At 60.9% G+C, this 23,561-nt stretch carries 28 protein-coding genes; 20 read left to right on the top strand and 8 right to left on the bottom strand.

Annotated elements, in window-relative coordinates; all coding sequences use genetic code 11:
- Positions 1-78 precede the first annotated feature (78 nt).
- On the top strand, positions 79-972 hold the full coding sequence (locus ACFQO4_RS17880; protein WP_500262214.1) for a bifunctional methylenetetrahydrofolate dehydrogenase/methenyltetrahydrofolate cyclohydrolase: 894 nt from the start codon (positions 79-81) through the stop codon (positions 970-972).
- A 20-nt stretch (positions 973-992) separates the two neighbouring features.
- Here the strand turns inward: ACFQO4_RS17880 and ACFQO4_RS17875 are convergent, their stop codons facing one another.
- The gene (locus ACFQO4_RS17875; RefSeq protein WP_500262213.1) at positions 993-1,721 is read right to left on the bottom strand and encodes a DUF7117 family protein; all 729 of its coding nucleotides are present in this window, start codon (positions 1,719-1,721) and stop codon (positions 993-995) included.
- A 191-nt stretch (positions 1,722-1,912) separates the two neighbouring features.
- Between ACFQO4_RS17875 and ACFQO4_RS17870 the strand changes: the two genes are divergently transcribed.
- From ACFQO4_RS17870 to ACFQO4_RS17815, 12 genes are all read left to right on the top strand, one after another.
- On the top strand, positions 1,913-2,284 hold the full coding sequence (locus ACFQO4_RS17870) for a hypothetical protein (RefSeq protein ID WP_312907800.1): 372 nt from the start codon (positions 1,913-1,915) through the stop codon (positions 2,282-2,284).
- Positions 2,285-2,530: 246 nt separating this feature from the next.
- Complete coding sequence (locus ACFQO4_RS17865) at positions 2,531-2,869, top strand: DUF7528 family protein (RefSeq protein ID WP_500262212.1); 339 nt, start codon at positions 2,531-2,533, stop codon at positions 2,867-2,869.
- A gap of 109 nt (positions 2,870-2,978) precedes the next feature.
- Positions 2,979-3,125: a DUF8555 family protein gene (locus ACFQO4_RS17860; RefSeq protein WP_500262211.1), complete on the top strand. Its 147-nt coding sequence runs from the start codon at positions 2,979-2,981 to the stop codon at positions 3,123-3,125.
- Positions 3,126-3,647: 522 nt separating this feature from the next.
- Positions 3,648-3,923 carry a PadR family transcriptional regulator gene (locus ACFQO4_RS17855; protein ID WP_252698748.1) on the top strand — a complete coding sequence of 92 codons (276 nt, stop codon included), beginning with the start codon at positions 3,648-3,650 and terminating at the stop codon, positions 3,921-3,923.
- 60 nt (positions 3,924-3,983) lie between these two features.
- The gene (locus ACFQO4_RS17850; protein WP_500262210.1) at positions 3,984-5,291 is read left to right on the top strand and encodes an MgtC/SapB family protein; all 1,308 of its coding nucleotides are present in this window, start codon (positions 3,984-3,986) and stop codon (positions 5,289-5,291) included.
- Between the two features lie 139 nt (positions 5,292-5,430).
- The gene (locus ACFQO4_RS17845; RefSeq protein ID WP_500262209.1) at positions 5,431-6,783 is read left to right on the top strand and encodes an aminotransferase class III-fold pyridoxal phosphate-dependent enzyme; all 1,353 of its coding nucleotides are present in this window, start codon (positions 5,431-5,433) and stop codon (positions 6,781-6,783) included.
- Between the two features lie 72 nt (positions 6,784-6,855).
- Entirely contained in the window at positions 6,856-7,614 is a 759-nt protein-coding gene (locus ACFQO4_RS17840; protein WP_500262208.1) for an Ntn hydrolase family protein, read from the top strand.
- Entirely contained in the window at positions 7,614-8,327 is a 714-nt protein-coding gene (locus tag ACFQO4_RS17835) for an archaeal proteasome endopeptidase complex subunit alpha (protein WP_500262207.1), read from the top strand. The genes ACFQO4_RS17840 and ACFQO4_RS17835 overlap by 1 nt, the downstream gene beginning before the upstream one ends.
- 296 nt (positions 8,328-8,623) lie before the next feature.
- Complete coding sequence (locus ACFQO4_RS17830) at positions 8,624-9,115, top strand: hypothetical protein (protein ID WP_500262206.1); 492 nt, start codon at positions 8,624-8,626, stop codon at positions 9,113-9,115.
- 276 nt (positions 9,116-9,391) lie between these two features.
- Positions 9,392-9,658, top strand: a complete 267-nt coding sequence (locus tag ACFQO4_RS17825) for a hypothetical protein (protein ID WP_500262205.1) — start codon at positions 9,392-9,394, stop codon at positions 9,656-9,658.
- Positions 9,659-9,849: 191 nt separating this feature from the next.
- Positions 9,850-10,101, top strand: a complete 252-nt coding sequence (locus ACFQO4_RS17820; RefSeq protein WP_500262204.1) for a hypothetical protein — start codon at positions 9,850-9,852, stop codon at positions 10,099-10,101.
- 252 nt (positions 10,102-10,353) lie between these two features.
- Positions 10,354-11,073: a DUF2270 domain-containing protein gene (locus ACFQO4_RS17815; protein ID WP_500262203.1), complete on the top strand. Its 720-nt coding sequence runs from the start codon at positions 10,354-10,356 to the stop codon at positions 11,071-11,073.
- A gap of 457 nt (positions 11,074-11,530) precedes the next feature.
- Here ACFQO4_RS17815 and ACFQO4_RS17810 read toward each other — a convergent pair whose 3' ends face one another.
- A complete protein-coding gene (locus ACFQO4_RS17810; protein ID WP_500262202.1) occupies positions 11,531-12,190 on the bottom strand; it encodes a helix-turn-helix domain-containing protein in 660 nt (219 codons plus the stop codon).
- An 835-nt stretch (positions 12,191-13,025) separates the two neighbouring features.
- Between ACFQO4_RS17810 and ACFQO4_RS17805 the strand changes: the two genes are divergently transcribed.
- From ACFQO4_RS17805 to ACFQO4_RS17785, 5 genes are all read left to right on the top strand, one after another.
- Entirely contained in the window at positions 13,026-13,547 is a 522-nt protein-coding gene (locus ACFQO4_RS17805; RefSeq protein ID WP_500262201.1) for an Lrp/AsnC family transcriptional regulator, read from the top strand.
- A gap of 163 nt (positions 13,548-13,710) precedes the next feature.
- A complete protein-coding gene (locus ACFQO4_RS17800) occupies positions 13,711-14,061 on the top strand; it encodes a DUF7344 domain-containing protein (protein WP_500262200.1) in 351 nt (116 codons plus the stop codon).
- A 253-nt stretch (positions 14,062-14,314) separates the two neighbouring features.
- On the top strand, positions 14,315-15,133 hold the full coding sequence (locus ACFQO4_RS17795; protein ID WP_500262199.1) for a TrmB family transcriptional regulator: 819 nt from the start codon (positions 14,315-14,317) through the stop codon (positions 15,131-15,133).
- 280 nt (positions 15,134-15,413) lie between these two features.
- Positions 15,414-15,803 carry a hypothetical protein gene (locus tag ACFQO4_RS17790; protein WP_500262198.1) on the top strand — a complete coding sequence of 130 codons (390 nt, stop codon included), beginning with the start codon at positions 15,414-15,416 and terminating at the stop codon, positions 15,801-15,803.
- A 298-nt stretch (positions 15,804-16,101) separates the two neighbouring features.
- Positions 16,102-16,653 (top strand): cupin domain-containing protein, encoded by a 552-nt coding sequence (locus tag ACFQO4_RS17785; protein WP_500262197.1) that lies wholly within the window; start codon positions 16,102-16,104, stop codon positions 16,651-16,653.
- Positions 16,654-16,854: 201 nt separating this feature from the next.
- Here ACFQO4_RS17785 and ACFQO4_RS17780 read toward each other — a convergent pair whose 3' ends face one another.
- Positions 16,855-17,862, bottom strand: a complete 1,008-nt coding sequence (locus ACFQO4_RS17780; protein WP_500262196.1) for an ArsR/SmtB family transcription factor — start codon at positions 17,860-17,862, stop codon at positions 16,855-16,857.
- A 57-nt stretch (positions 17,863-17,919) separates the two neighbouring features.
- The gene (locus ACFQO4_RS17775) at positions 17,920-18,243 is read right to left on the bottom strand and encodes a ribbon-helix-helix protein (protein ID WP_253435284.1); all 324 of its coding nucleotides are present in this window, start codon (positions 18,241-18,243) and stop codon (positions 17,920-17,922) included.
- 96 nt (positions 18,244-18,339) lie between these two features.
- On the opposite strand from ACFQO4_RS17775, the gene ACFQO4_RS17770 reads away from it, so the two are divergent.
- Positions 18,340-19,299 (top strand): HhH-GPD family protein, encoded by a 960-nt coding sequence (locus ACFQO4_RS17770; RefSeq protein WP_500262195.1) that lies wholly within the window; start codon positions 18,340-18,342, stop codon positions 19,297-19,299.
- Positions 19,300-19,412: 113 nt separating this feature from the next.
- Here the strand turns inward: ACFQO4_RS17770 and ACFQO4_RS17765 are convergent, their stop codons facing one another.
- From ACFQO4_RS17765 to ACFQO4_RS17750, 4 genes are all read right to left on the bottom strand, one after another.
- The gene (locus tag ACFQO4_RS17765; RefSeq protein WP_500262194.1) at positions 19,413-20,501 is read right to left on the bottom strand and encodes a DNA-methyltransferase; all 1,089 of its coding nucleotides are present in this window, start codon (positions 20,499-20,501) and stop codon (positions 19,413-19,415) included.
- A gap of 299 nt (positions 20,502-20,800) precedes the next feature.
- Positions 20,801-21,370 carry a hypothetical protein gene (locus ACFQO4_RS17760; protein ID WP_500262193.1) on the bottom strand — a complete coding sequence of 190 codons (570 nt, stop codon included), beginning with the start codon at positions 21,368-21,370 and terminating at the stop codon, positions 20,801-20,803.
- A gap of 194 nt (positions 21,371-21,564) precedes the next feature.
- Positions 21,565-22,164 (bottom strand): YIP1 family protein, encoded by a 600-nt coding sequence (locus tag ACFQO4_RS17755; protein WP_500262192.1) that lies wholly within the window; start codon positions 22,162-22,164, stop codon positions 21,565-21,567.
- A gap of 44 nt (positions 22,165-22,208) precedes the next feature.
- Positions 22,209-22,793, bottom strand: a complete 585-nt coding sequence (locus ACFQO4_RS17750) for a thymidine kinase (protein WP_312907825.1) — start codon at positions 22,791-22,793, stop codon at positions 22,209-22,211.
- Positions 22,794-22,913: 120 nt separating this feature from the next.
- On the opposite strand from ACFQO4_RS17750, the gene ACFQO4_RS17745 reads away from it, so the two are divergent.
- Positions 22,914-23,561 carry a hypothetical protein gene (locus tag ACFQO4_RS17745; protein ID WP_500262191.1) on the top strand — a complete coding sequence of 216 codons (648 nt, stop codon included), beginning with the start codon at positions 22,914-22,916 and terminating at the stop codon, positions 23,559-23,561.

Raw genomic sequence — 23,561 nt, 5'->3', positions numbered from 1 at the left:
TGAATAATACACTCGAAACGAGAGAAAAGATGGGCACGAACCCGAGCATTGAATAGGCTCGCGGTGTCGGGTTCCGGTATGACGACGATCATCGACGGGAAGGCGGTCGCGAGCGAGATACGAGCCGATCTGACTGGAGCGATCGAGACGCTCGCGGACGCCGACGCCCGTCCAGGGCTGGCGACCGTCCTGATGGGCGACGACCCGGCGAGCCAGACGTACGTGAACATGAAACAGCGCGACTGCGAGGAGGTCGGCATCGAGCCCCACCACGTCGACGTCCCCGGTGACGCTGCCCCCGAGGACCTGTACGAGGTCATCTCGGAACTCAACGACGATCCCGATGTCCACGGCTACCTCGTCCAGTCACCGGTCCCCGACCACGTCGAGTATCGGGACGTGATCCGGCGAATCGACCCCATGAAGGACGTCGACGGCTTTCACCCCGAGAACGTCGGACGACTGGTCGCTGGCGACGCTCGCTTCCGGCCCTGTACCCCCCACGGCGTCCAGAAACTCCTCGAATCCACCGGGGTCGACACCGAGGGGGCGGACGTGACCATCGTCGGACGCTCGGACATCGTCGGTAAGCCCCTCGCGAACCTGCTGATCCAGAAATCCGGCGACGGCAACGCGACGGTGACCGTCTGTCACTCTCGAACCGACGACCTCGCGGCCAAGACGCGCGCGGCGGACGTCGTGATCGCTGCCGTTGGCGTCCCCGAACTGATCGACGGCTCGATGATCGACGAGGGCGCAACCGTCATCGACGTCGGGGTCAACCGCGTGGACGCGGACACCGAGAAGGGATACGAACTCGTCGGCGACGTTGACTTCGAGAGCGCGAAGGAACGAGCTGGTGCGATCACCCCCGTCCCCGGCGGCGTCGGCCCCATGACGCGCGCGATGTTGCTCTACAACACGGTCAAAGCCGCCAGCCTGCAGGAGGGAATCGACGTCGAGTTGCCCTGATCCTGACCTCGAGTCCGGTCCTACAGCGTCTTCGCCAGCGACTCGAGGCCTTCTCGTGCGGCCTCGAGTTCGGCCACGTCCCCCTGTACGCCGTTCGCCAGGTGTCGAGTCGTCTCGAGCAGTCGTTCCGCGATCGTCGGCTCGACGTCGCCCTCCAGCATGCGCAGGCGGGTTTCGTGATCGATCAGGTTCTCGAGCGTGCTCTGGGCGTCCTCGAGTTCGAGTTCCTGGTCCGTCTCCTCGACCCAGAGGCGGAGATCACGCCGATAGGTGCGCACGGCGTCGGCGACGGCGAGGCCTCGAGCCTCGTGAAAGGACGGCGGGACCGTCTTCGGGTCGGGGCGCGTGCCGTCGTCGGCATCGCGCAACAGCGAGAGGAAGTACAGCTCTTCGTCTTCGGTCAGTTGGGAGGTTCGGGCGACGATGTCGGCGGCGTGGCGGAGTTCCATCGCGGCGAGGTACGTGTCGTCGAGCGGGCGAAGGTCCCCGTCGGCGACGAATCCGCGGTTACGAACGTACTCGCGACAGACCCCTCTGGCGCGGTCGGCGAGTTCGTCGTTGGCCGCCTCGTCGACGGCCCCGCGGACGCTCGTGAGGTCGAACGACGCGGGCCGGTCGGTGGTCGCCGTGCGCTCGCCGGTACCGACGCTCTTGAGGCTCCCGCAGGCTGGACAGCCGACGCTTCCCGTCTCGGCGTACGACCAACGGGTCCCACAGGACGTACACTCGCGTTCGCCGCGGACGTTCATTGCCGTTCGTACGCGCGCGAGCCCAAAAGTCCCGTCGATGCACGACACCGGCGGCCTCGAGCCGACCGAACGCCTCGTCGATCCTGTAATTCAGATCATATTAGTTCGGCGAGTGCTTACCCACCGGGGGATGAAGAGGCGGCAATTGCAATGCGTATACCCAGAAGCTCGAGTGAAATACCCGGATTCGCATGTCCCAAGACAGATTCAGCCGACGGAAGTTCGTCGTTGCAGTTGGCGCTGCTGGTACGGCCGCCCTCGCTGGGTGTACCGACGAGGGCCCGGGCGACAACGAAACCGACGACGGAGTGGACGACGGTGTCGGTAATGGGGACGACGACGGAATGGGCGACGACGAGAACGAGACCGACGTCGGCGACGACGATGAGACCGACGACGGAATGGACGACGAGGAAGACGACAACGAGACCGACATCGGCGACGACAACGAGTCGGACGACAACGAGACCGACATCGGCGACGACAACGAGTCGGACGACAACGAGACCGACGTCGGTGACGACAACGAAACGGACGACGAGGAAGACGACGAAGACGTATAACGAGTCCCTCGCGACTCGTCTCGCTCACTTTTCGAACAGCGTCACCACACGCGTCGGGTCGACGGATCGTCGAGCTCGAACGTCGTGGAGTCGCCCAAACGATTTTATTTCGAGCGCGAGAACGGACGGATACGATGACACGGAGTACCCACGCTCCTGGTCGAGAAATTCGTCGATAGCGACGGCACGCAGGTACGAACGACCGACGACGGCGTCGTCCTCGAGGTCGGTTCCACCACCTACGCGTTGACCAGTACCGACGCAGCACAGCTTCGCGACCAGCTCGCCGACGCGCTCTCGCGGACCCGAACATTTACCCACACGGAAGCGACGCATCGGCCCGACGGGTCCTACGTCGTTGCCCGTCGCGGCGCGACCTCGAGCGGCCACCGAAAGGTCTTCGACTCCTTCGAAGCGGTGGTCGACCTCTTCGAGGCGCTCCCGACGACGTTCACGGCGGACGACGTCGGGCGAACTGGGCTTTCCGGCAGTCGGCGACACATACTCGTCTGGCACGTCCTGGAGCATCCGGAGTTCCCCTGTGAGTTGCGCCGCCGACAACCGTTGACCGCTCGAAAAGTCTGACCCGAACCCATCGATGGGCCGGGATTCGAGAGCGGGCGTACGACACCCGGCCGATCGCAAATCGAGTTCCGGGGTCCCACTTTTTACCGTGCAGATACGAGATAGACCCATGCGTGAAGAGGACGAAATCCGCGACCAGTACGAGTTCCTCGTCGAGCAACTCGAGAGCGACGAGATGCGCCACGAGGGCGTCAGACAGATGTTCACGTACTACCGCCGGGCGCTGGGCTGGGTCCTCGAGGAAGAACACATGTGACTGTCGAGCCCGAACGTAGTCCGACACTGACCAGTCACGTTTCGAGGCGGTGTCGGTACCTTTAAGGTTCTTCGGTGAATTCTACCAATTGACGCTTCGCTTTGGAGGGCCGAAGCGTCAGCGGGGACCAATTCAGGGCGGCAAGCAATCACGCGGCCCTTTTCACGCCGCGTGGTTTGCTTTCCTGTTTACAACGCTTCTGAGCGCAAAGTCCTGCACGTCGAGTAGTCGTACCGTCCGCTATCGGTTTCGTATCGGCATATACGACGGCTGGCGACAGTCGACGACGGTCGATAGAGTCGAGCACCGGGGGTCGCACAGAACACAATTAATTCCAGACTGAACACAATTCATCGTAGACATGAGGACTTCGTTATGCGTCACGCGTTCCATACTGGTCGAAGCCCTTACGTTTCGAAAGTCTCGCCAGTCGCGTGTTCGACGGAATACTCCGTCCGTGTTCCGACTGCAACCCGGTATATTTATTAAAATTCGACAAGAAGTACGAGTGGTACGTTCCCAATGTACGACTTGACAGGATTTCAGCGCGACCTCCTCTACGTGATCGCCGGCGAAGAAGAGCCACACGGCCTCGCGATCAAGGAGGAACTCGAGCAGTACTACGAGAAGGAGATCCACCACGGCCGGCTCTACCCCAACCTCGACACGCTCGTTGACAAGGGACTCGTGGAGAAGGGGAGCCGAGACCGACGGACCAACTTCTACACGCTCACTCGACGCGGTCGACGTGAACTCGAGGCTCGTCGGGACTGGGAGGGCCAGTACGTCGACCTTTGAGACGCGTTCTCTCCAGGTATCGCACTCGACTAGCCCGAAATCCGGTTTGTGTACGACGCAATGCTACCAGACGCTCCCCTGCAGATACAGTTACAGATACTCGAAGCCCCCCTCGACGAGGCAGTCGTTCGAATCGCTCTCGCCGGCGCCCTCGGGATGTTCCTGGGGCTCGAGCGCGAGTGGTCACAGAAGTCCGCCGGCATCCGGACATTCTCACTGATCAGCTTGCTCGCTGCGGTTTTCACGATTCTCGTCCTCGAGGCCGACGTCGGCGAGAGCCTGTTGCTCCTCGGCGGTCTGCTCGTCATCGTCCAGGGCGTGTTGCTCGCCGTGCAGGGGCTGATGAGCGAGGAAGACACCGGCCTCTCGCTGACGACGTCCGTCTCGATGCTGGTCGCCTACGGCGTGGGTTCGCTCGTTGCGGCGGAGTTCGTCATCGAGGGCGTGACCGTGGCCGTCCTCTCCTCGCTCCTGCTCGTGCTCAAACGCGAACTCCACGAGTTCGCGTGGGGACTCTCGCGCGAGGAGATGCGGTCGACGACGGAGTTCGCCATCCTGGCGTTCGTCATCTACCCCATCTTGCCGGCCGAGTACGATCTCTCGCTCGGTTCGGTCACGATTCCGCTCGAGCCCCAGGTCATCTGGCTCATGGTCGTCGCCGTCGCCGGAATCGGGATCGTCAACTACGCCATCGTCTCGACGTACGGCGGTCGCGGCATCGCGGTCACCGGGTTCTTCGGTGGCCTGGCGTCCTCGACGGCCGTCGTCGGGACGATGCTCGACCATGTTCGACAGCGCCCGGAGGCAGCCTCGTACGCGGTCGCCGCAATCTTGCTCGCGAACGCGGCGATGGCGGTGCGGAACCTCGCAATCGCCGTCGCGTTCACCGCGGGAAGCGCCGTCGCGCCGCTCGTCCAGGCCGTCGTGCCACTCGGCACGGTCATCGTCCTCGCGTTTCTCATCGCGTTCTTCATCGCCGATTGGTCTGAATCCACGGAGATGGACCTCGAGAACCCGTTCTCACTGAAGAATGCCCTCGCGTTCGGGGCCGTCTTCTTCGCGGTCCTCGTCTTCGGTTCGCTGGCGGAAACCTGGTTCGGCACGCTCGGCTTTTACGCCACCGCCGTCGCGAGCGGGCTCGTCTCGAGCGCCGGGGCGACTACCTCCGCCGTCGTTCTCTATCGCGGCGGGACGCTCACTGCCTCCGAGGCGACGATCGCAATCTTGCTGGCGACGGTCTCGAGTATCGTCGTCAAGGCGTTCCTCGCGGCGACGTCCTCGGACGGGCAGTTCAAGCGCAAAGTTGCGGTTTCCAGCGGTGTGCTCCTGGCCGGCGGGGCCGTCGCCACCGCCCTCATCGTCGTCTGAGTGGCGTTCCAGGCCTGAACTGATAGGTCAAACCGATAGCGTTCATCCGGTTTCACTCGTCAATCGACGCTTAGGAGGGTACTGAGTATTGCCCGAACCACAACGAATATTTTTAATCGTCGGCCGGCGCAACTGCGGTATGGACCGAGATACGGTCGAGCCGCGAGTCGAGACGATGCCGGGCAAACGAGCGACGAAGTGGGCCGAGTACCACCACCAGTTCGCCGCCCCGAGCACCTACGTCTACGACTTCGTCTGGGATACGCAGGCCGACGCTATCGGGCCGTTCTGTACCGACGTCGACGGAAACGTCCTCATGGACTTCACGAGTCACGTCGCTGCGGCCCCGCTCGGGTACAACAACCCGGCGGTGAAGGAGAAACTCGAGGCCTTCGACCTCGTCGATCCGACGAAAATCGCCGGCCAGGACTTCTACGTGAGCGGTGGTGGCTCCCCTTCGAACCCGGACTTTCCCGGACCGTCTCAGCTGATGGATCGACTGATCGACCTGACCGACCACTACGACATGGATCGGGTGTTCCTCTCGAACTCCGGCGCCGAGGCGGTCGAAAACGCGATCAAGATCTGTTACGCGAGTGGCGGCCACCGCGCGATCACCTTCGACGGCGCGTTCCACGGGCGCACCCTGGGCGCCCTCTCGCTGAACCGGTCGAAGGCCGTCCACCGGAAGGGGTACCCCGAGGTACCCGGCGTCATCAGCGTTCCTTACCCCTCGAGCCAGGAGAGCTACGAGAACGACTGGCTCACGGACGGACCCGGCGGCAACGTCGTCGCCGACAAACTCGACCCCGACCGCGGCGTCGTCGATGCCGACGAGGTAGCCTACCTCATCCTCGAGCCGGTCCAGGGCGAAGGCGGCTACCGCGTTCCCCATCCCGAGTTCGCCCGCGACGTCGAGGCGCTCCGAGAGCTGTTCGGCCTTCGGGTCATCGCCGACGAGATCCAGTCCGGACTCGGCCGGAGCGGCGAGATGTGGGCGGTCGACCACCTCGATCTCACCCCGGACGTCATCACCAGCGCGAAGGGCCTGCGCGTCGGCGCGACTATCTCCCGTTCGGACGTCTTCCCCGAGGAGACGGGCCGCATCTCCTCGACGTGGGGAGCCGGCGACGTCCTCGCGTCACTTCAGGGCGTGCTCACTATCGACGCGATTCGCGAGCAGAACTTACTCGAGAACGTACGCGAACGCGGCGAGCAGTTCCGCTCGATCCTCGCCGAACGCGACGTCGAGGGCGTCACCGACGTGCGCGGCCGTGGCCTGATGCTCGCACTCGAGTTCGACACCAAGGATCGCCGCGAGGCCGTCGTCGAGGCGGCGATGAAGCGCGGGCTGCTCACGCTCGGCTGTGGACACAAGACGCTGCGAATCCTGCCGCCGCTCGACGTCACCGAACGCGAGATCGACCTCGGCTCGCGGCTCCTACTCGAGACGATCGACGACGTCGCGACGCAGACGGCGACGACCGCCTGACGACCTGCGACTCGACTGGCTAAAATATATTTTAGCTAACATATATTCCGATGGATCGCGTCCACTCGAGTGATGACGCGATACAGCAGTGCCCACGACTCGCGGCTGAGTAATGACTCGCAACCGGGTAACGACTCGCGGCCGGGGCTCGAGTTCGACAAGCGATTCTCGATCCCGGGCTACCGAACCGCACCACTCGCACAGCACGCACCAGCGACGGAAAGTAGCGACACGCACGACCTCGAGTTCTCGACCGGAACGACGATCGTCGGAATCAGAGCGGCGGAGAGCGTCGTGATGGCCGCCGACCAGCGAATGAGTCTCGGGGGCCGCTTCACCGCCAACAAGGACGTCCGAAAGATTTCGGCGGTCCACCCGACCGCTGCGATGGCGATCTCGGGGTCCGTCGGCCCGGCACAGGAGGTCATCAGGCGGCTACGTGCGGAGGCTGGACTCTACGAATCCCGCCGAGGCGAGCCGATGAGCCTGCCCGCACTCGCGCGAACCGCGGGAGCCCTCGTCCGCGGTCTCCCCGTCGCCCCGCTCCTGTGTGGTGTCGACGACACGGGCGGGTACGTCTACGAACTCGACGGTGGCGGGAGCGTCGTGGAGGACCGCTACGCGGCCGGCGGGAGCGGCATGCAGGTCGCCTACGGCGTGCTCGAGGGACGGCTCGAGGACGACCCGACGCCCGAACTCGATACGGCGACGGACGCCGCGATCGCCGCCGTCGAGGCTGCGAGTGAGCGCGATACCGCGAGCGGTGACGGGGTGACCACCGCTACGATCACGACCGACGGCGTGACCGTCGATCAGCGGAGGGCGAGCTGATGCAGTCGAACCAGCAGGCCTACGACCGCGGGACGTCGATCTTCTCGCCGGACGGCCGACTCTACCAGGTCGAGTACGCCCGCGAGGCCGTCGCTCGAGGGAGTCCCGTCGTCGGGGTGAAAACGACCGGCGGCGTCGTGTTCGTCGCCGACAGCCGAACGCCCTCGCCCTTGCTCGCGAACGACAGCGTCGAGAAACTCCACGATATCGACGGCCGACTGGCCGCCGCGAGCGCGGGCCACGTCGCCGACGCCCGCCGCCTCGTGGATTACGCTCGTCGGTACACTCAGGAGGAGCGACTCCGGTACGGGGAGGCGCCGGGTGTCGAACCGGTCGCCACGGCCGTGGCCGACCACGTTCAGGAGTCGACCCAGTCGGGCGGCACCCGACCGTTCGGGACCGCGCTCCTGCTCGGCGGGGTCGACCCGGAGCCGCGGCTCTACGAACTCGACCCCTCCGGGCTGACCCGGCGCTGGCGAGCGACGGCGATCGGCGGCGACAGCGAGGCGATTCGGGCGTCCCTCGAGGCGACCTACGAGGCCGACCTGGACGGCGACGACGGCGTCCGGGTCGCGCTCAAGGCGCTCGCGGATGCTCGGGGCGAGGAGTGGTCCGGCGCGTCGGTCGACATCGGCGTGATCGACTCGAGTGGAATCGATCGGTTCGATTCACAGCGGTGTGCACAGGCGCTGGTGGACGCCGGACTCACGTAAGTCGATCACGCCCTCAGGGTCACGGAGACTGCTGGCCGATAACAAGCCCTCGCCGGTGAAAGTCAAATCGCTACTCCTGGATGTCAAAAATTCGAAGACTGGAGCCTGTTAAACTCATAGAAACAGACAGTAACGTAGTGCGAGATACAGAGGATGAGTTCAGCACGGCGCCCACGTTTATTCCATGTGTTTAGTCCGAAACCAACCGGCACATACGGATGCGAACTGAGAGTACGAGTAAAATGACTGTTTGACCTTGGTGAAGGTATATGCTCAATCGCTGAATATATTCACCTATGAACCGTCGACAAGCCCTCACTTTTACTGGTGTCGCCTTCGCATCCGCTTTTGTTGGTTGTTTGGGGAACATTAGTGGAACAACTCCCGAAAACAAAGATGACGACAATAACTCGGCTAACTCCGGACACGATGCTGAGATGGAAGACAACCCCTCCGGCTGTTCTTTCAACGTTGAAATAGTCGAAGATCCCCCTGACGATGCTCCGCTCATCATCGCCGAAGATGAAAATTTGAGGGAGATTGAGATCATAGACCGGATTTTTGAAGAGGCCACTGATTCAGAAAAACAGCACGGGACGGTGTTGAGGGGAAGCGGGGAGTACGAACAATTCTCCGTGGTACCAGAATCAACCGACGAATTTGAAGAGGCAAAAGCGACGCTCAAATCACTTCCCCAGTATGATAATCCCGCTTACCCATCGGGAGTCTACGTGAAATCCGAGAGTGATGAAATTGTGGTAGCAATCGTTGAGCAATGTCAAACATAACGCCTTCGTGTGGTGTGTTTCACATGTACTGAGCGATCATGGGCTCTTGTAGATCGCCTCTCATCTCGTGCCACATTCGCGCTTTGTATTCAGCAGATCGTGATCAAACTACCGAAGCGCTGTCAAAAGTGGCGTGCGATCCCTAGCTTCAACCCCACAAGGATTCGTCTGAAACAAGTTGATAGGAGGTAGAAAGCCGATGTCGTTTTTCTACGTGTTTATCTCAAATCTGCGACAACACTTATTACACCTACAGGTTGATTGAACAGTAGAGCTATGGCCCAGTCAGATCGAGATCGCATAGACCCGCCAGATCCAGAACTCCGGTTCGATGCTGGAAGCTACGAAGGATCCTTGGTTAACGCAATTATTGTTCTCCGGGGCCTGATCGGGATCTGCCTGATCCTCACCATGCTGATCTGGACACTTATCACCGCCAACTCCATCTTCTCCGAGCGATCAGTGCTGTACCTCGGTCACTGGATACCGGTGATCCTTGCGATGGCCGCAGCCGTGTACCTCCTTGGAAAGCTGTACGAGTAACTCTACCTGGAGCAGCCGACGCGAACCGCGACGACCTGCATAGGCGGATTCCGTTTCTCGACGTCACACTTCTCCTGAAGCGCCTGCCGAACGAGGAGATCGCTGGGAGGCGATGCTCCGATACCATTTCGCTACCTGTTTGATGCACAACCGCAACAACCCTTAAATCTTTGATGGGAGAACCACCAAGTATGGCTGTGAGTAAGTCCGAACCACGACTTCGATTCGATGCTCGCGGCTACGAGGAGTCCGTGCTCGGGCTGATCGTCCTGATCCAAATCACCCTCGCGGCGGTTCTTATCTTCCTGCTTCTGGTATGGGCGCATCTCGCTATCGGTGCTCTCTTTTCCTCTCACGTGAACTGGATGGACGCATTCACTGATCTTGGTTTCCTGGCCGTAATCGGCCTAGTCGTGTACCTCCTGGGCCAACTGTACGAGTAGTTCACTCCGGGAGGGCCTGACGGACCAGGAAGTTGATTGGTAGAACGGTAGGTTGATAAATACAACACCTGTTGTTAGTAATCATTACCCATCCGATTGGTACCAACTCCTGCCACATCCGCGCTTTGTATTCAGCACACACTAAATGAACTACCCGGTTCTTGTCAGAAACGACGTAACCGACTCAGTACATGGCACTCAGAGTACGCCGTCACCATAGCTGCTTATGGAGCGAGGAGGTGTCTCTTCTCTATGCCCGATTCGAGTAGCGACGAGTTCGACCCAACCGCACCAGACCAACGGGAGATTGGCCGCGAAATGGTTAACGACAGCACGGGACTTGGTTCGGTGATGGCCCACGCCTATCGCGGAGAGATCGACCGAGTAGGGACGTGGCGCCAGCGCCTCGACGAGACGACGACGTGGGCGGTGACGCTGATGGCAGCAATCTTGACGTGGGCGTTTTCGAGTACCGATAACCCACACTATATCGTGCTGATCGGGATCGTCGTCGTCACCGTCTTTCTGGGCATCGAAGCCCGGCGGTACCGGGACTACGACGTCTTTCGCTCTCGCGCTCGAGTCATCCAGGAGAACCTGTTCGCAAACGCCCTCGATCCGTCCCAGGGCACTGAAAGCCACGACTGGCGAGCGGAACTGAGCAGGGACTATCGCCGGCCGACGCTGAAAGTCTCGTTCTACGAAGCACTCGCAAACCGGCTCCGGCGTGTGTACCTTGCTCTGCTCAGTGTCTTATTGGTCGCGTGGGTCTTCAGGATTACAGCGTTCGCGCCGCGCCAGGACTGGCTGACAACCGCTGGAATCGCCCGTATCCCCGGGATTGCTGTGGTTGTCGTTGTGGGTGTGTTCTACGTCGTACTGCTGGGCGTCACCTTCTGGCCTCATGAGCGCCATGCCAAGGGTGAATTCCGTGAAGGGGACCCGGACGACTGGAAAGAGACAGACCGATAAACCCGTTCTCTGTACTGAACGATCACCCCCATCCAGATTGACTCTCACTTTGTGCGACATTCGCGCTCTGTATCTTGCAGAGAGTCGACTAACTACCGAACTGTTGTCAGAAGCGGTATGCAAGATCCAGAGGATAAGATCACTACAATAGTTTCGCGTCTTTCCTCGGACTGCTCAGTAGCTCGGCGTATCCCACTCGTTCGTCAGCTCAGTCGTCACTCAAACCCGTAGTACTCGTCTTTTCGACGGCCTGAAACTCGGTTGATCCGCATTGACACCCGTTTCTCGCCCCGATCGGTTGTGCCGTGCCGTCAGGCCACTGCTCCGCTGCATAGGCAGCTCCGCAATTGAGACATGTAACGGCTGTCCGTTTGCTCTTTCCATTAGGCATAACTATCCCTTCAACGGGTACTTCCGTCAGCACTTCTTTTGGGTATCCAACGGGTTTTTAAGCGAGCTATTGATTCGACTCTACTGTTTCGGGGAGGGTGCTCTCGAGGATGTGTTTCATCCCTCGGCGGAGTCGAGACGCGATGGCCTGCTGAGAGATGCCGAGTTCGTCGCCAAGTTCTTCCATCGTCACTTCGCGCGGGGATTCGAAGTACCCACGCTCGTGGGCGAGTACCAGTGTGTCTTGTTGCTTGTCAGTGAGTGCTGCCTCGGTTTCGGTCTCAACCGGCGTCAGTGCGTGTAGTTCCGTCAGCGTGACCGGGATTTCTAACTCTCGACAGCGAGATTGAAAGGTTGCAAGATCGCTTCGTGTGTCTCCGCGAATGTCGAACGTCCACCGACGGCTCGTGCCGGTCGCTTTGATGAGCGGAACGCCGGTTTCGGTCAGTACGCTCAGCACGTCGTCGTACTCGATCGACCACTCGACACGCAGGAGATACTCGCCATCAACGGAATCGACGAGTTGGATGTCCCTCACGCCTGGATGGGAATCAAACGCGCTCTCGATGTCCTCAACGTCCGTTCCTCGAACCCAGAAGTAGGGGATCACCACGTCCTGTGAAGGGATCAGTCGCTCCAGTTCGACCGTCACGTCCGGGAGTTGTGCGAAGACGGTGCCGAGGGGGAACTGATCGGATGGAACGGTATAGGTCGCCTCAGTCGCCATGACTCGAACGATGTCACACTGATTGTAAAACTCTTCCATGGAACAATGTGGAGGGGACGAAGGACTCCGTCAATCCGCTTTGATCGCGCTCGCCGTGCTAACTACGCGCCCTGAGTTCTGCACATACCAAATGAATTGCCTGGTTCCTTTCAAAAACGACATGAGCGACTCAGAGGGTGTATGCAGTACGGCCAGCCCATTTATTTCGCCGTTTCAGGAAGAGACCCATCACTACATACGAACGCTTACAGACCAAATCTCACGATAGCCGTACACGGTCGATTTCAGCAATATTCGAATTCATAACGTACTCTCTGATACAGTCCTCGCAGACGAATGTCCAATAGATCTTCCCACTCTCATATGTTACTTTAGTCACTTTCCCATCCTCAATCTGACAGTCAGTACATTCGATAGTTGATTGAGGGGATAGAAACGGATACTCATGTTCTACAGAATAGTTCATGGTTTCACTACAGGCTACAGTGACTTATCCTTGGTGTGATTATCTGGGTTACAGGGCAAACTCTCAATTCTTCTAAACTGGCGTTACGTCTATTATTTGTACTGAGCGATTCAAGCAACCCGGATCTGGAACCACTCCAGTGAGAGATATACGCCTTGTATCTTGCAGAGCTCGACTAACTATCAAACTGTTGTTAGAAGCAGCGTGCAAGATACAGAGAGTGGATACAGCAAGCTGGCTTTGTTTGTTGTGGACATCCTCTGCTGAATCAGCCGGTCAATAGACCTGCGGAGTTAGCGGACAGACTGCTTCAATCTACTAATGAATGGCCCGTGCGGACTTTTCAGCCGCGCTGTCCAAGGACACCGTATGGACGACAACCCACTCGACGAAGTGGACCGGAGCATCCTGCACCAACTCCAGCTCAACGCCCGCCAGACCGATACGGAGATCGCCGAGAAGGTGGATGTGACCTCCACGACGGTCCGGAACCGCCTCGACAAACTCGAAGGTACGGGCGTGATCCGGGGCTACCACCCCGAGATCAACTACGAGGAAGCGGGCTACCCCCTCCACGTCATGTTCGTCTGCACGGTCAATCCGAATGAGCTGGAATCGCTGGCCGAACAGATCCTCGACGTTCGCGGTGTGGTGACCACCCGCGATTTACTTGGGGGCGAACGGAATGTCCACGTCGAGGTCGTCGCCGGCACGGTTAGGGAGATCGAAGAGATCCGCAACGAACTGGCGGGCTTGGGCATGACGATCAACAGCTCCGAGATTATCTCCGAGACGCAGGTCCAGTCATGGGATCACTTCTATCCACGGACGGGCCCCGACGCGGATCAGGACAACGACACCGACGACGGATCAGTCACCGATCAAGGATAGTCGGGGAACCGCTTGAAATTTTCAAATCTATCCTGCTTCTATAGGCCCTCGATCCACACTCGAGTTTCAATATATCCACCGACAATCGACTTAGGTTGGATTTTCCAAATGTAACAATTATCTGGGTAACAGACCTTATCCGTTAGCACGTCCTTGCCACGGTATGGGCGAATCAACCGAAGCGGTAACCAATACGTTCAGCATATTGGCAGATTCCGTTCGTCGGTACGTCCTGTACTACCTCGACGAGCAGGAGACTCCAGTCTCCTTCGATCGCCTCGTCACTCGGGTTGCCGCTTGGCACACCGACAGTGATCCGGACACCGTCGACGACGCCACCCTCTCCGAGATACGCACGGCCCTGTATCATGTACACCTACCCAAACTCACCGAGGCAGGCTATATCGGGTGGGATGGGGACACCCACACGATTCGGCGAGGACCCAACTTCGACGAGAACGCGCCGTTACATCAGTTGGTGGCAGATCACGAAGACGAACTGGCCGCGGGGTAGCCGTAACCCAATGAGCCGGCGTCTCCGCACGTTTCTCTCCCGACTCGGTGGGCGCACACAGGCCGAGCCACCGGCCTCTCGTCACGATTCCGAGAATAAAGCCACGTCGACTCTGTATTCGTGCCCTGCCTGTGAAACGACGTACATCAGCGAGAAGATGGATGCCTGCTCGAAGTGTGGAGAGTCAGTCACCCAAATCCCGACCGAGCGTGAATTGGCCCTCTCAACCAGTCGGACATGACAGGATCACCCAATGACAACTCAGCAACGTAAAGCCGAGACGGTGAGTCTGTTACAGGACCTCGGGCTGAAGGAGTACGAGGCGCGGGGTTTCCTAGCATTGACCCAACTCTCGACGGGGACCGCCAAGGAAATCAACGAGATCTCAGAGGTACCTCGGACGCGGGTGTACGACGCTGTCCGAGTGCTGGAGTCAAAGGGGCTGGTCGAAGTGCAGCACTCGAACCCCCAGCAGTTTCGCGCGGTCAGCATCGAGGAGGCAACCGCGATCTTGCGTCAGCAGTACGACGCACGGATCGACACCCTTCAGTCACACCTCGAAGCGCTCGATCTTCAGCCGGAGGACGACGACAGCGAGCGAATGCAGGAGGTATGGACGCTGTCCGGCCATGATGGCATCCAGGCCCGGACACACAATCTGCTGGCGGACGCCGAATCGGAGATTGTCCTGCTGGTCGTCGAGGAGGAACTTCTGACGGAGGCGTTGTACGACCGGCTCCACGACGCAGTAGACCGCGGCGTCGACGTGATCATCGGTGGTGAGACGGACGCGATCATCGCCAAGCTCGGTACCGAGCTGCCATCCGTGAAGGTGTTCGAAACCGAACTGGACTGGCTCCTGGGGCCCGCGAGCGACGACGAGGTTGCCATCAGCCGCCTGCTGTTGGTCGACCGCATGACGTTGCTGGTCAGTTCCTTCTACCCGGACGCCGACCCCGACGACTCACACGAGCAGGCGATTTTCGCCAACGGCCTGGAGAACGGTATCGTCGTCCTCCTTCGCCGGATAATCTCCTCGGGTCTGCTCCCCGTGGCGAACCCGGTGAGGTAGCCAGTCAGCGGTTCCCGAGCCAGACTGCGCGAACAGAGTGATGACTACAGACTCTGTACTGATCACAACGCCCACGTTTCGTTCGCTCCCTATCGGCTGAACCTGACGGTCACTACAGTTATGATTGTGTGATTTTGTGAGTGACATTTGGTCCTTGTTTAGTCTACAACCTGTACTGACCGAGAATCTCTTCTAAATATCTCCTCTGATTCACCTGTATCCTCACAGCCAAACCTGCTTGGAAAAGCGTTTACCATTTCTACGTCGCCTGTCTTTTGTTATGGGAACAGATAACGAGTCGAACGCTGGTACTGTCGACGCCATAGTATCGGGTTCCATGTCCTCAACTGATTTTCCGATAGATCTTGATGATTTCTTCCAGCACCTTGCCAACGAACAGACTCGTTACGTACTGTATCTCCTAACGGAAAGGGGAGAGACTGTTCATCTGGAAGAGATCAATGACTATTTTGACAGTAGTAGTGACAAAGTGATGCTTCATCACACTGTTGTCCCACGGCTGGTCGATTTCCATCTGATCGACCACGATCAGGAGACCAAAGCAATAACACCGACTCCGCTTTGCGACGATCTAACATCTGCTCTCGAAACCGTCAAAACATTGGAAAAGGAACCCGTTAACGAGTTTCTGGAACAGATGAACCGATAAACACCCTGAACTAAGCATATCGATGCGGTAAGTCCTTTACCTGTACTGGTCAATCACCACTCCTCGTTGATTGACTCTCACCACATTCTGCATTCGCGCTCTGTATTCAGCAGGCCTTGATCGAACTGTCGAGCTGCTGTCAAGAGGAGCGTGCTGTATACAGAGGCTCTATGCAGCAAGTCGGTTCCTTTGTCTCTCGTTGGCACGGCGTAGATTATATGTTCGCAGACTCTGCAAACACTATATCATTTTTCTGTTGTATGTATAAGTATAAGGTCATTCTTCATAATGGCCAGTTATGACAAAGGACGAGGTTCCTAAATCAGAACTGACCCCTGAGGAACTTGCCCGTACTCACCTTCCCGACCAAACGATGTACAAGATCGGGACCGAGCACCCCGAGGATACGGATTCCGAAGGTGTTAGGAGTACTCCACTGGTTATCAGAACAAACGAGTTCAGATTGCTCTACTTCGAGATGGAGCCCTCCAAAAAGATCGATTGGCATACACACGTCCCGGGTCTCGACGAGGTAAATATGTGTCTTGATGGGCGGGCCAGGTATACCCTCGAACGGGAAGATGGGAGCCATCAAACGCTCGAAATCGGGCCGATGGAGTTCGTCTACGTGCCGGGTGGAGCTCGGCACAAAATCGAGGCAATCGGCGAGCAGTGTCACGAATCACTCTCTGCGGCCAAATTCGATAACGTCGCCCGACTCGAAGCTCTTGAAGACGTTACGGACACGGATGCGACGGATACCGACGAGACTGAATGGCAGGATGCGCTCTTCGTCGATCGGAAACGGAACGAAGTCGTCGCTCTCGATGAGAACTACGTTTCAAAGTAGCATCCGAGTCTCTCAGTGGTCCACCAGACCTGTTCAATTCGCATCTGGACGCCCGGTGAACCGCCTGTATTGAGCGAATCGGGAGTATTCGATTTGAACGCCCTTTCAATGCGAGATACGCGCCCTGTATTCAGCACGGTCACAGCGACCTATCATTCCTCGAGGGTTTCAATGGCCGAAGAACATACCGTCGAGGGCCGATCAGACAGTCGCGCTCTCGTCGCTCGAGTCTGTTTCGAGCGCGGGTTGCGTCTCGTCGTCCTCGGCCGTCGACGGTTCGTTCGCATTCGACTCCGCGTCGGACCCGGAATCGGCCCTGGCGCCGTCGTCGGTAATCGGCCGTCGGCGGCTATCTACGACGGTCCCGTCCCCGCTGACGTAGAGGATCAACGTTTCGCCCTCGAGTCGCGTGCTCACCAGGAGACACCAGGGATCGCTCGAGACGACGCGTTCGCGCCACTCGCGACCGACGTTCCAGAGCGAGCGCTCCTGAACGTCGCGGTCGTGATCGTAGTAGAACGACACGACGGCGGGATGCTCGAGGACCGCGAGGGTGACCGGGCAGCGAAGCGACGCTCCGCAGGCATCACATTTGAAGGCCAGTTGGACGCGGTCTGGACCGTCGGCGTCGCCGTCGGGTATCCCGACCACCGGTTCGACGTCCGCCGTCGTCTCCCCGCCGCAGTCGGGGCAGACGCCGTCGGAGAACGTCCGAATGCGGTGACGGTGATAGGAGTCGAGGGCCGCGGGTATCGAGTCCGCCTCTCGAGTCGCGTATCCGCTCGGCGGGAACGACAGTTCCAGAATCGGCGCCTCGCACGCCCGACACGCCACTCGAGAGACGTTGTCGGTGACGGTCGCGACCAGTTCGGTCTCCTCGCAGAACGGGCAGGGCTCGGAGAGGGCGATCGATTCGCAGTCCACGCTGTCGGTGTAGGTGCCCGCCCGGATCGCCCGGCCGACCTCGCGGCCGGCGTAGGTGAGTTCGTACTGATCGTCCTCGCGCTGTCGGACGAACTCGCCGGTTAGCTGTCGGAGGTGGTAGGCGAACCCCGCCGACGTGTCGGTGCCGCCCGCCTCGAACAGTTCCGAGAACGTGCACGGGCCGTCCGCGAGCAGGGTACGGACGGTACGCATCCGGATCTCGTTTCCGAGCGCCTGGAACGCGTCGCTGGGGGCTGGGCCGTCCTCGACGGATCCGGTATCCATGTCACACGTTGTGATACGGGCGGCCAAAACCCTGTCGGCGACGGGGCGATCAGACGGTCAGAACTGGTAGCGCCGTTCGTCGTCCAGTTGCGGGTAGTCGTTCGCACCCGTCATCTCGTCGTAGGTCATCCCGGAAAGGTACTCGTCGTAGGTCACGTCGTACCCCGACCGGAGCTGGAAGTCGAGCTTGCCCGTGTCGACCGTCGTCTGAAAGAGCATGTGAACCGCCCGACGGAGGAGCTCGTCGGTCGACTCTGGCTCGAGCGCGGTCGCCAGCAGAGCCAACTCGTTCCGGGTCTCGCGGTCGAGGGCCACGGTGCACTCCTCGCCCAGGTCGGCGTAGGTCGCTTCAATCTCGTCGGTCAGCGCGTCGAGGCTCATGGCATTCCCAACTCGAGGACGATTCATAGACCTTTCGCGCTCGCTGCGAACGCAGGAATCGCTAGCCGTAAGGTCGTTGATTCACAATCCACGACAATGAGCGAGGACGCCGGATCGACCGACGGCGAAGGAGGGGCACTCGAGTCGACCGCCCTCCCGACCGGAGACGACCTCGAGGACGTCCAGCAGGGGCTAATCGCGTGGTACGAGGCCGACCACCGGGAGTACCCCTGGCGCGAGACCGACGATCCCTACGAGATTCTCGTGAGCGAGGTGATGAGCCAGCAGACCCAGCTCGATCGCGTCGTCGACGCTTGGGATGCGTTCCTCGAACGGTGGCCGACGACGGAAGCGCTCGCGGCAGCCGACCGCTCGGCCGTCGTCGGCTTCTGGTCGAGCCACAGCCTCGGTTACAACAACCGGGCGAAGTACCTCCACGAGGCGGCGACCCAGATCGAAGACGCGTTCGACGGCGTCTTCCCGGAGACGCCCGACGGCCTCCAGGAGCTGATGGGCGTCGGCCCGTACACGGCAAACGCAGTCGCGAGTTTCGCGTTCAACGCCGGCGACGCCGTCGTCGACACGAACGTCAAGCGCGTCTGCTACCGGGCGTTCGACGTACCAGACGACGACTCGGCGTTCGAGACGGCGGCCAATCGGCTCATGCCCGAGGGCCGCTCGCGCGTCTGGAACAACGCGATCATGGAACTCGGCGCGGTCGCCTGCACCCAGCGACCCAGGTGCGACGAGGCCGGCTGTCCCTGGCGCGAGCACTGCAGCGCCTACGCGACGGGGGACTTCTCGGCACCCGACGTGCCGACGCAGTCCACGTTTGAGGGCAGCCGTCGCCAGTTCCGCGGGCGGATCGTCCGGACGCTCCGGGAGTACGACGAACTGTCCCTCGACACGCTGGGGCCGCGTATTCGCGTCGACTACACTCCCGACGGCGAGCACGGGCGCGAGTGGCTCGAGGGACTGTTGTTGGATCTGGCCGACGACGGCCTCGTCGAGCTAGCCGAAAGCGAGGGAGAGACGGTCGCCAGGCTGCGGGCGTAGTTGGAGCACGCATAGGTGGAACGTGATCGCACGCAGGTCGACTCGACCTGCGTGCAGCCGGTCGGCTACCCGTCGGTTTGCGTGTGAACGGATCAGCCACTCGTCGATTCTCGTCACTCGAGCGGCGCGTGGGTCAGTCGATACCCTACGTTATCGGCGTCGTCACCGGTACCCGCATCGCCCCCATCGGAAAGCTGGACGTCCACCACCTCGTAGAGACGGATCCCCGACTCCATATGCGTGACGACGGGCGTCTCGTAGTGGTCGGCATCGTAGTCGAGACTCGGCCCGTCCGTCCGCTGGCGCTCGCGGTCGACGAACGCCCGGTGACGCTCGAGTCGTCGTTCGCCGATCGATCGAGAACGATCCTGGACCTCCCGCACGCGGTCATCGAACGCCGAGACGAACGCCGCCTCGAGTTCGTAGCCGATCGAGTGACGGCCGGCACACATCGCCGCCAGCGACGTCGTCCCCGTGCCCCAGAAGGGGTCGAGGACGGTGTCGCCGTAGGTCGAGTACATACAGCACAGACGATAGGGAATTTCGAGGGGGAACGCCGCCGAGCGCTCGCGTAGATCGTCGTCCGGCGAGTCGAGGGTCTGCAGTTCGCCGGTCACGTCCGACCAGAGGTCCGTGAACCAGCGGTTTCGCTCCTCCCAGAAGTAGGCCGCCTCGTAGCGGTCGTCGTCGCCTGGCGGAAACGACCGTCGGGAGTCACCCTTTCGAAAGACGAGGATGTACTCGTGCTCGAGGGTGACGTAGGCGTTCGGGGGAATCATCCCGCTGCCCATGAACTTCGCGGCACTGTTGGCGGGCTTGCGCCAGAGGATATCGGGAAGGGGATCGAACCCGCGGGCCTCGAACGCCTCGAGTACGCGGGCGTGGTTCGAGTAGACCCGGAAGCTGTCGTCGAGCGTCCGGGTCGCGTCCCCGACGTTGATACAGGCGATGCCGCCGTCGACGAGCACGCGCTTGAGTTCGTCCCACACCCGATCCAGCTGGGCGTGCATCGCCTCGAACGCCTCGCGACCGTCCCCTCGCTCGAGGGCGTCGCCGACGGTCGGATCGAGTTCGGCGAAGAGGTCGTCCCACATCTCGATCATCGGATAGGGCGGCGACGTCACGACGAGGTCGACCGACTCGTCCGCGACGGCAGGGAGGTCGCGGGCGTCGCCGGTCACGACACGGTGGGTCGTCTCCATCGTGTGTCTGTGTCTCCGTCGCCCCCTTAGGTCTTCTCACCCGTTGCCGGTGGGGCAGGCGATTTCCGCCGATCGACACCGAGGTGGAACGGTGAGATCCGACTCGAGACCGTGACGCGGCAGGGCTCGAGTCCCGGTCGAGTCGATGGTCGAGGACACTATACATTTTGAAGTAAGTAATTCTGGGAGCCACACCTTCCCTCGACGCCGTATCCGTCTGTGGAAAGTTGCCACTCCGAGCTCACGTGCCGAACGTTCAGAAACGACTCGAGAACGTGGCGACGGTCGTCGAAGTTCGATTACTCTTCGTCTCCGGCTTCGTCTTCGTCCTCGTTCTCGTCTTCGGATTCCGCCGCTTCTTCATCTGCTTCCTCGTCTTCGCCTTCCTCCGAGGCGTCCATCGACACCGCGTCGGTGGCCGGTTCGAACTCCTCGATTGGTTCCCACTCGTCTTCCGCGGCCCGGCGACGTCGCCAGGCCAGTGCCGCGGCGACGGTGACGCCGAGTACCACGAGTTTCGAGAGCCAGCCACGGGATCCGTCGGACGATTCTGCGGATTCCGATTCGTCAGTATCCATCTCCGTCACCGATTCCATCTCGGCGGCCGGGATGTCGATGTCGGAAAGTTCCTCTTTCACCTCGTCTCGCATCTCCGAATCTGGGAGTTCCGAGCGACCGAGCAGGTAGCCCACGGCCGCACCGGCGCCGAGTAAGAGTCCCGCCGCCGGAACCATCCGCTTCGACGACGAACTGCCTCCGTCGGCTTCCTCGACTGCTTCGAGGATCGAGTCTCGCATCGGTGAGTCCATGCCGGCGCCGATCGCTTCTTTGACGACGCGCTCCGAGAGGGGCGTTTCTTTTTCGGACATAGTTCGACCATCCACATCCCGATAAATAGTTCTGTGCAATGTTTCAATTTGGGCCGCCACTCAGTGGAGTGGTAGGACGTCCCTACTGAACCGGCCGAGGAAAAATACGCGTATTGGACGTCTTTGACGGACTCGAGCCGACAATTCGACGATGCGACGCTCGACCAATCGAACGATCGCTCGCGAGACGTACCTCAAAATGGGGTCGCAATGCTGAGGGCCTCGAGCGCTCCGAATCCACCGAACCCGTACCCGAAGACGAGCACCGCGGGAATCGTACCGGCGACGACGGCTCGAACGAACGAGGTTCGGTGGACGACCTGGAGGCCGATCCACAGGAGAACAGCCCCGTACAGACACGCCGCGAGTCTGACCGCGGGCGCGGGAAGCCCGGCGACGAGACACGGGGCCGTCGCGTACGCGATCACCTGCACGGTCTGGCTGATGCCGGCGCGGTCGTCGACGACGATCAGGAGCAAGAGCGTCTGGATAGCCGAGACGATGTGCAACCCGAACGGGGCGACGAACAACACGAGCAGGCTAATCCAGAACAGCCCCTCGAGGACGGGCGAGACGGGGACCGACGGGAAGTTGTCGGGGACCAGTAGATAGTGAGAGCTCGCGGCGATTAGCACTACCGTCATCCCGAAGAGCAAGCCGGGTGCCTGATCCCCCGGCGCGACCCCTACTCGGAAGAAGTTCCGTGGCCGGACCAGCACCTCGACCCACGCGCGAGCGAGACCTCTCGGGCCGCGCTCGCGTCCGCCGTGGGGGTCCTCGATCCACTGAGTCATCGGGTACAGTTTTGGTTTCGGCTCCGCCGGTCTCGATTCGTCGATCAGTCTCGCCGGAGCGTGTGGCAGTGTCGACACCGGGCCTCGTAGGACTCGTCCGCGCCGACGAGGATCGTCGGATCGTCCACGTGGGCTGGCTCGCCGTTAACCAGCCGTTGATTGCGCGTCGCCGGCTCACCGCAGCGAGCACAGATCGCGCGAAACTTCTCGACGTACTCGGCGCAGGCGATCAGTTGCGGAAGCGGGTGAAACGGTTCGCCGCGGAACGTCTGGTCCGTCCCGCTGACGATGACACGCCGGCCGTCGTCGGCCAGTCGTTCACAGACGTCGACGAGCGACTCCGTGAAGAAGTTGGCTTCGTCGAAGGCGACGACCTCTTCGCCATTGAGGCCGTCGAACACGCGCTCGAGGTCGCTGTCCGGATCGATGGCGGTCGCCTCCCAGCGCCGTCCGTCGTGTGAGCCGACGAAGTCCTCACCGTAACGGTCGTCGAGCGCCGGCGTGAACACCGCGACCTCCTGGCCCGCGATCTCGGCCCGGCGGAGCCGACGGAGCAGTTCCTCGGTCTTTCCGGAGAACATACTCCCCGTGACGACTTCGATCCAGCCACTCTTCGTGATCGCGTGCATCGGATGAAAGCGGGGAAAGCCGAGGTTAAATCGGTTTCCAATTCCGTTCATCCGGCGTTCGGTCGCGCCGGTTCGCAGAACGCATCCCATAACGAAACCGATCCGGTCCATGTCGCCAGTATGAGCGTCATCCGCCAGCCCGGACGCTTCAGCCGCCACACCCGCCGCCGACTCGTCGGCCTCACGGCGGCGGGCAGTGCCGCGACGCTCGACACCGCCGCCGTCGGGCTCTGGTTCACGCTGATCGTCGTCGAATCGCGAACGCCATCGACCGCTCTCGCCGGACTTGGCATCCTCTTCTGTGGGGCGTTACTCCGGACGGGCGTGTTCGGCGCGACGACGACCCCGATGTTCGCCTTGCTCACGCCGCGTCGGATCGGAGTCGCGCTCCTCTTCGTCGCTGCCTGGCCAGTCTGGCTGCTCGTCGCCGAACGAATCGGGAATCCCGAGGGACTCCTCGTCGCCGGACCCTTCCTAGCCGGCGTCGTGGCCGTCCAGCTCCACTTCGAGCGTCGCGTGTTCCAACTCCCCGAAACGCGTCGCTGTCGAGTCACGTCACTGCTCTCGGGAGCGCTGATCGCGGTCGGCGCAACGACCCTGCTCGCGTCGGCCTGGTTGACGAACTGGACGGTCCTCACGGAGCCACTCGCGTTCGGGGCGACCACCGTCGTCTTCCGCATCGAGGCCTACCAGCTGGGCTTTCTGGTCTTCGGCGCGTTCGCGTTTCTCGCCCACCAGCGGCGGTTTCAGCTCGCGCTCGAGCCCTGA

Source organism: Saliphagus sp. GCM10025334 (assembly GCF_042663485.1).
Lineage (GTDB): Archaea > Halobacteriota > Halobacteria > Halobacteriales > Natrialbaceae > Natronosalvus.
The sequence above is the reverse complement of the archived record's forward strand: the minus strand, read 5'-3'. Positions and strand labels throughout refer to the sequence as shown.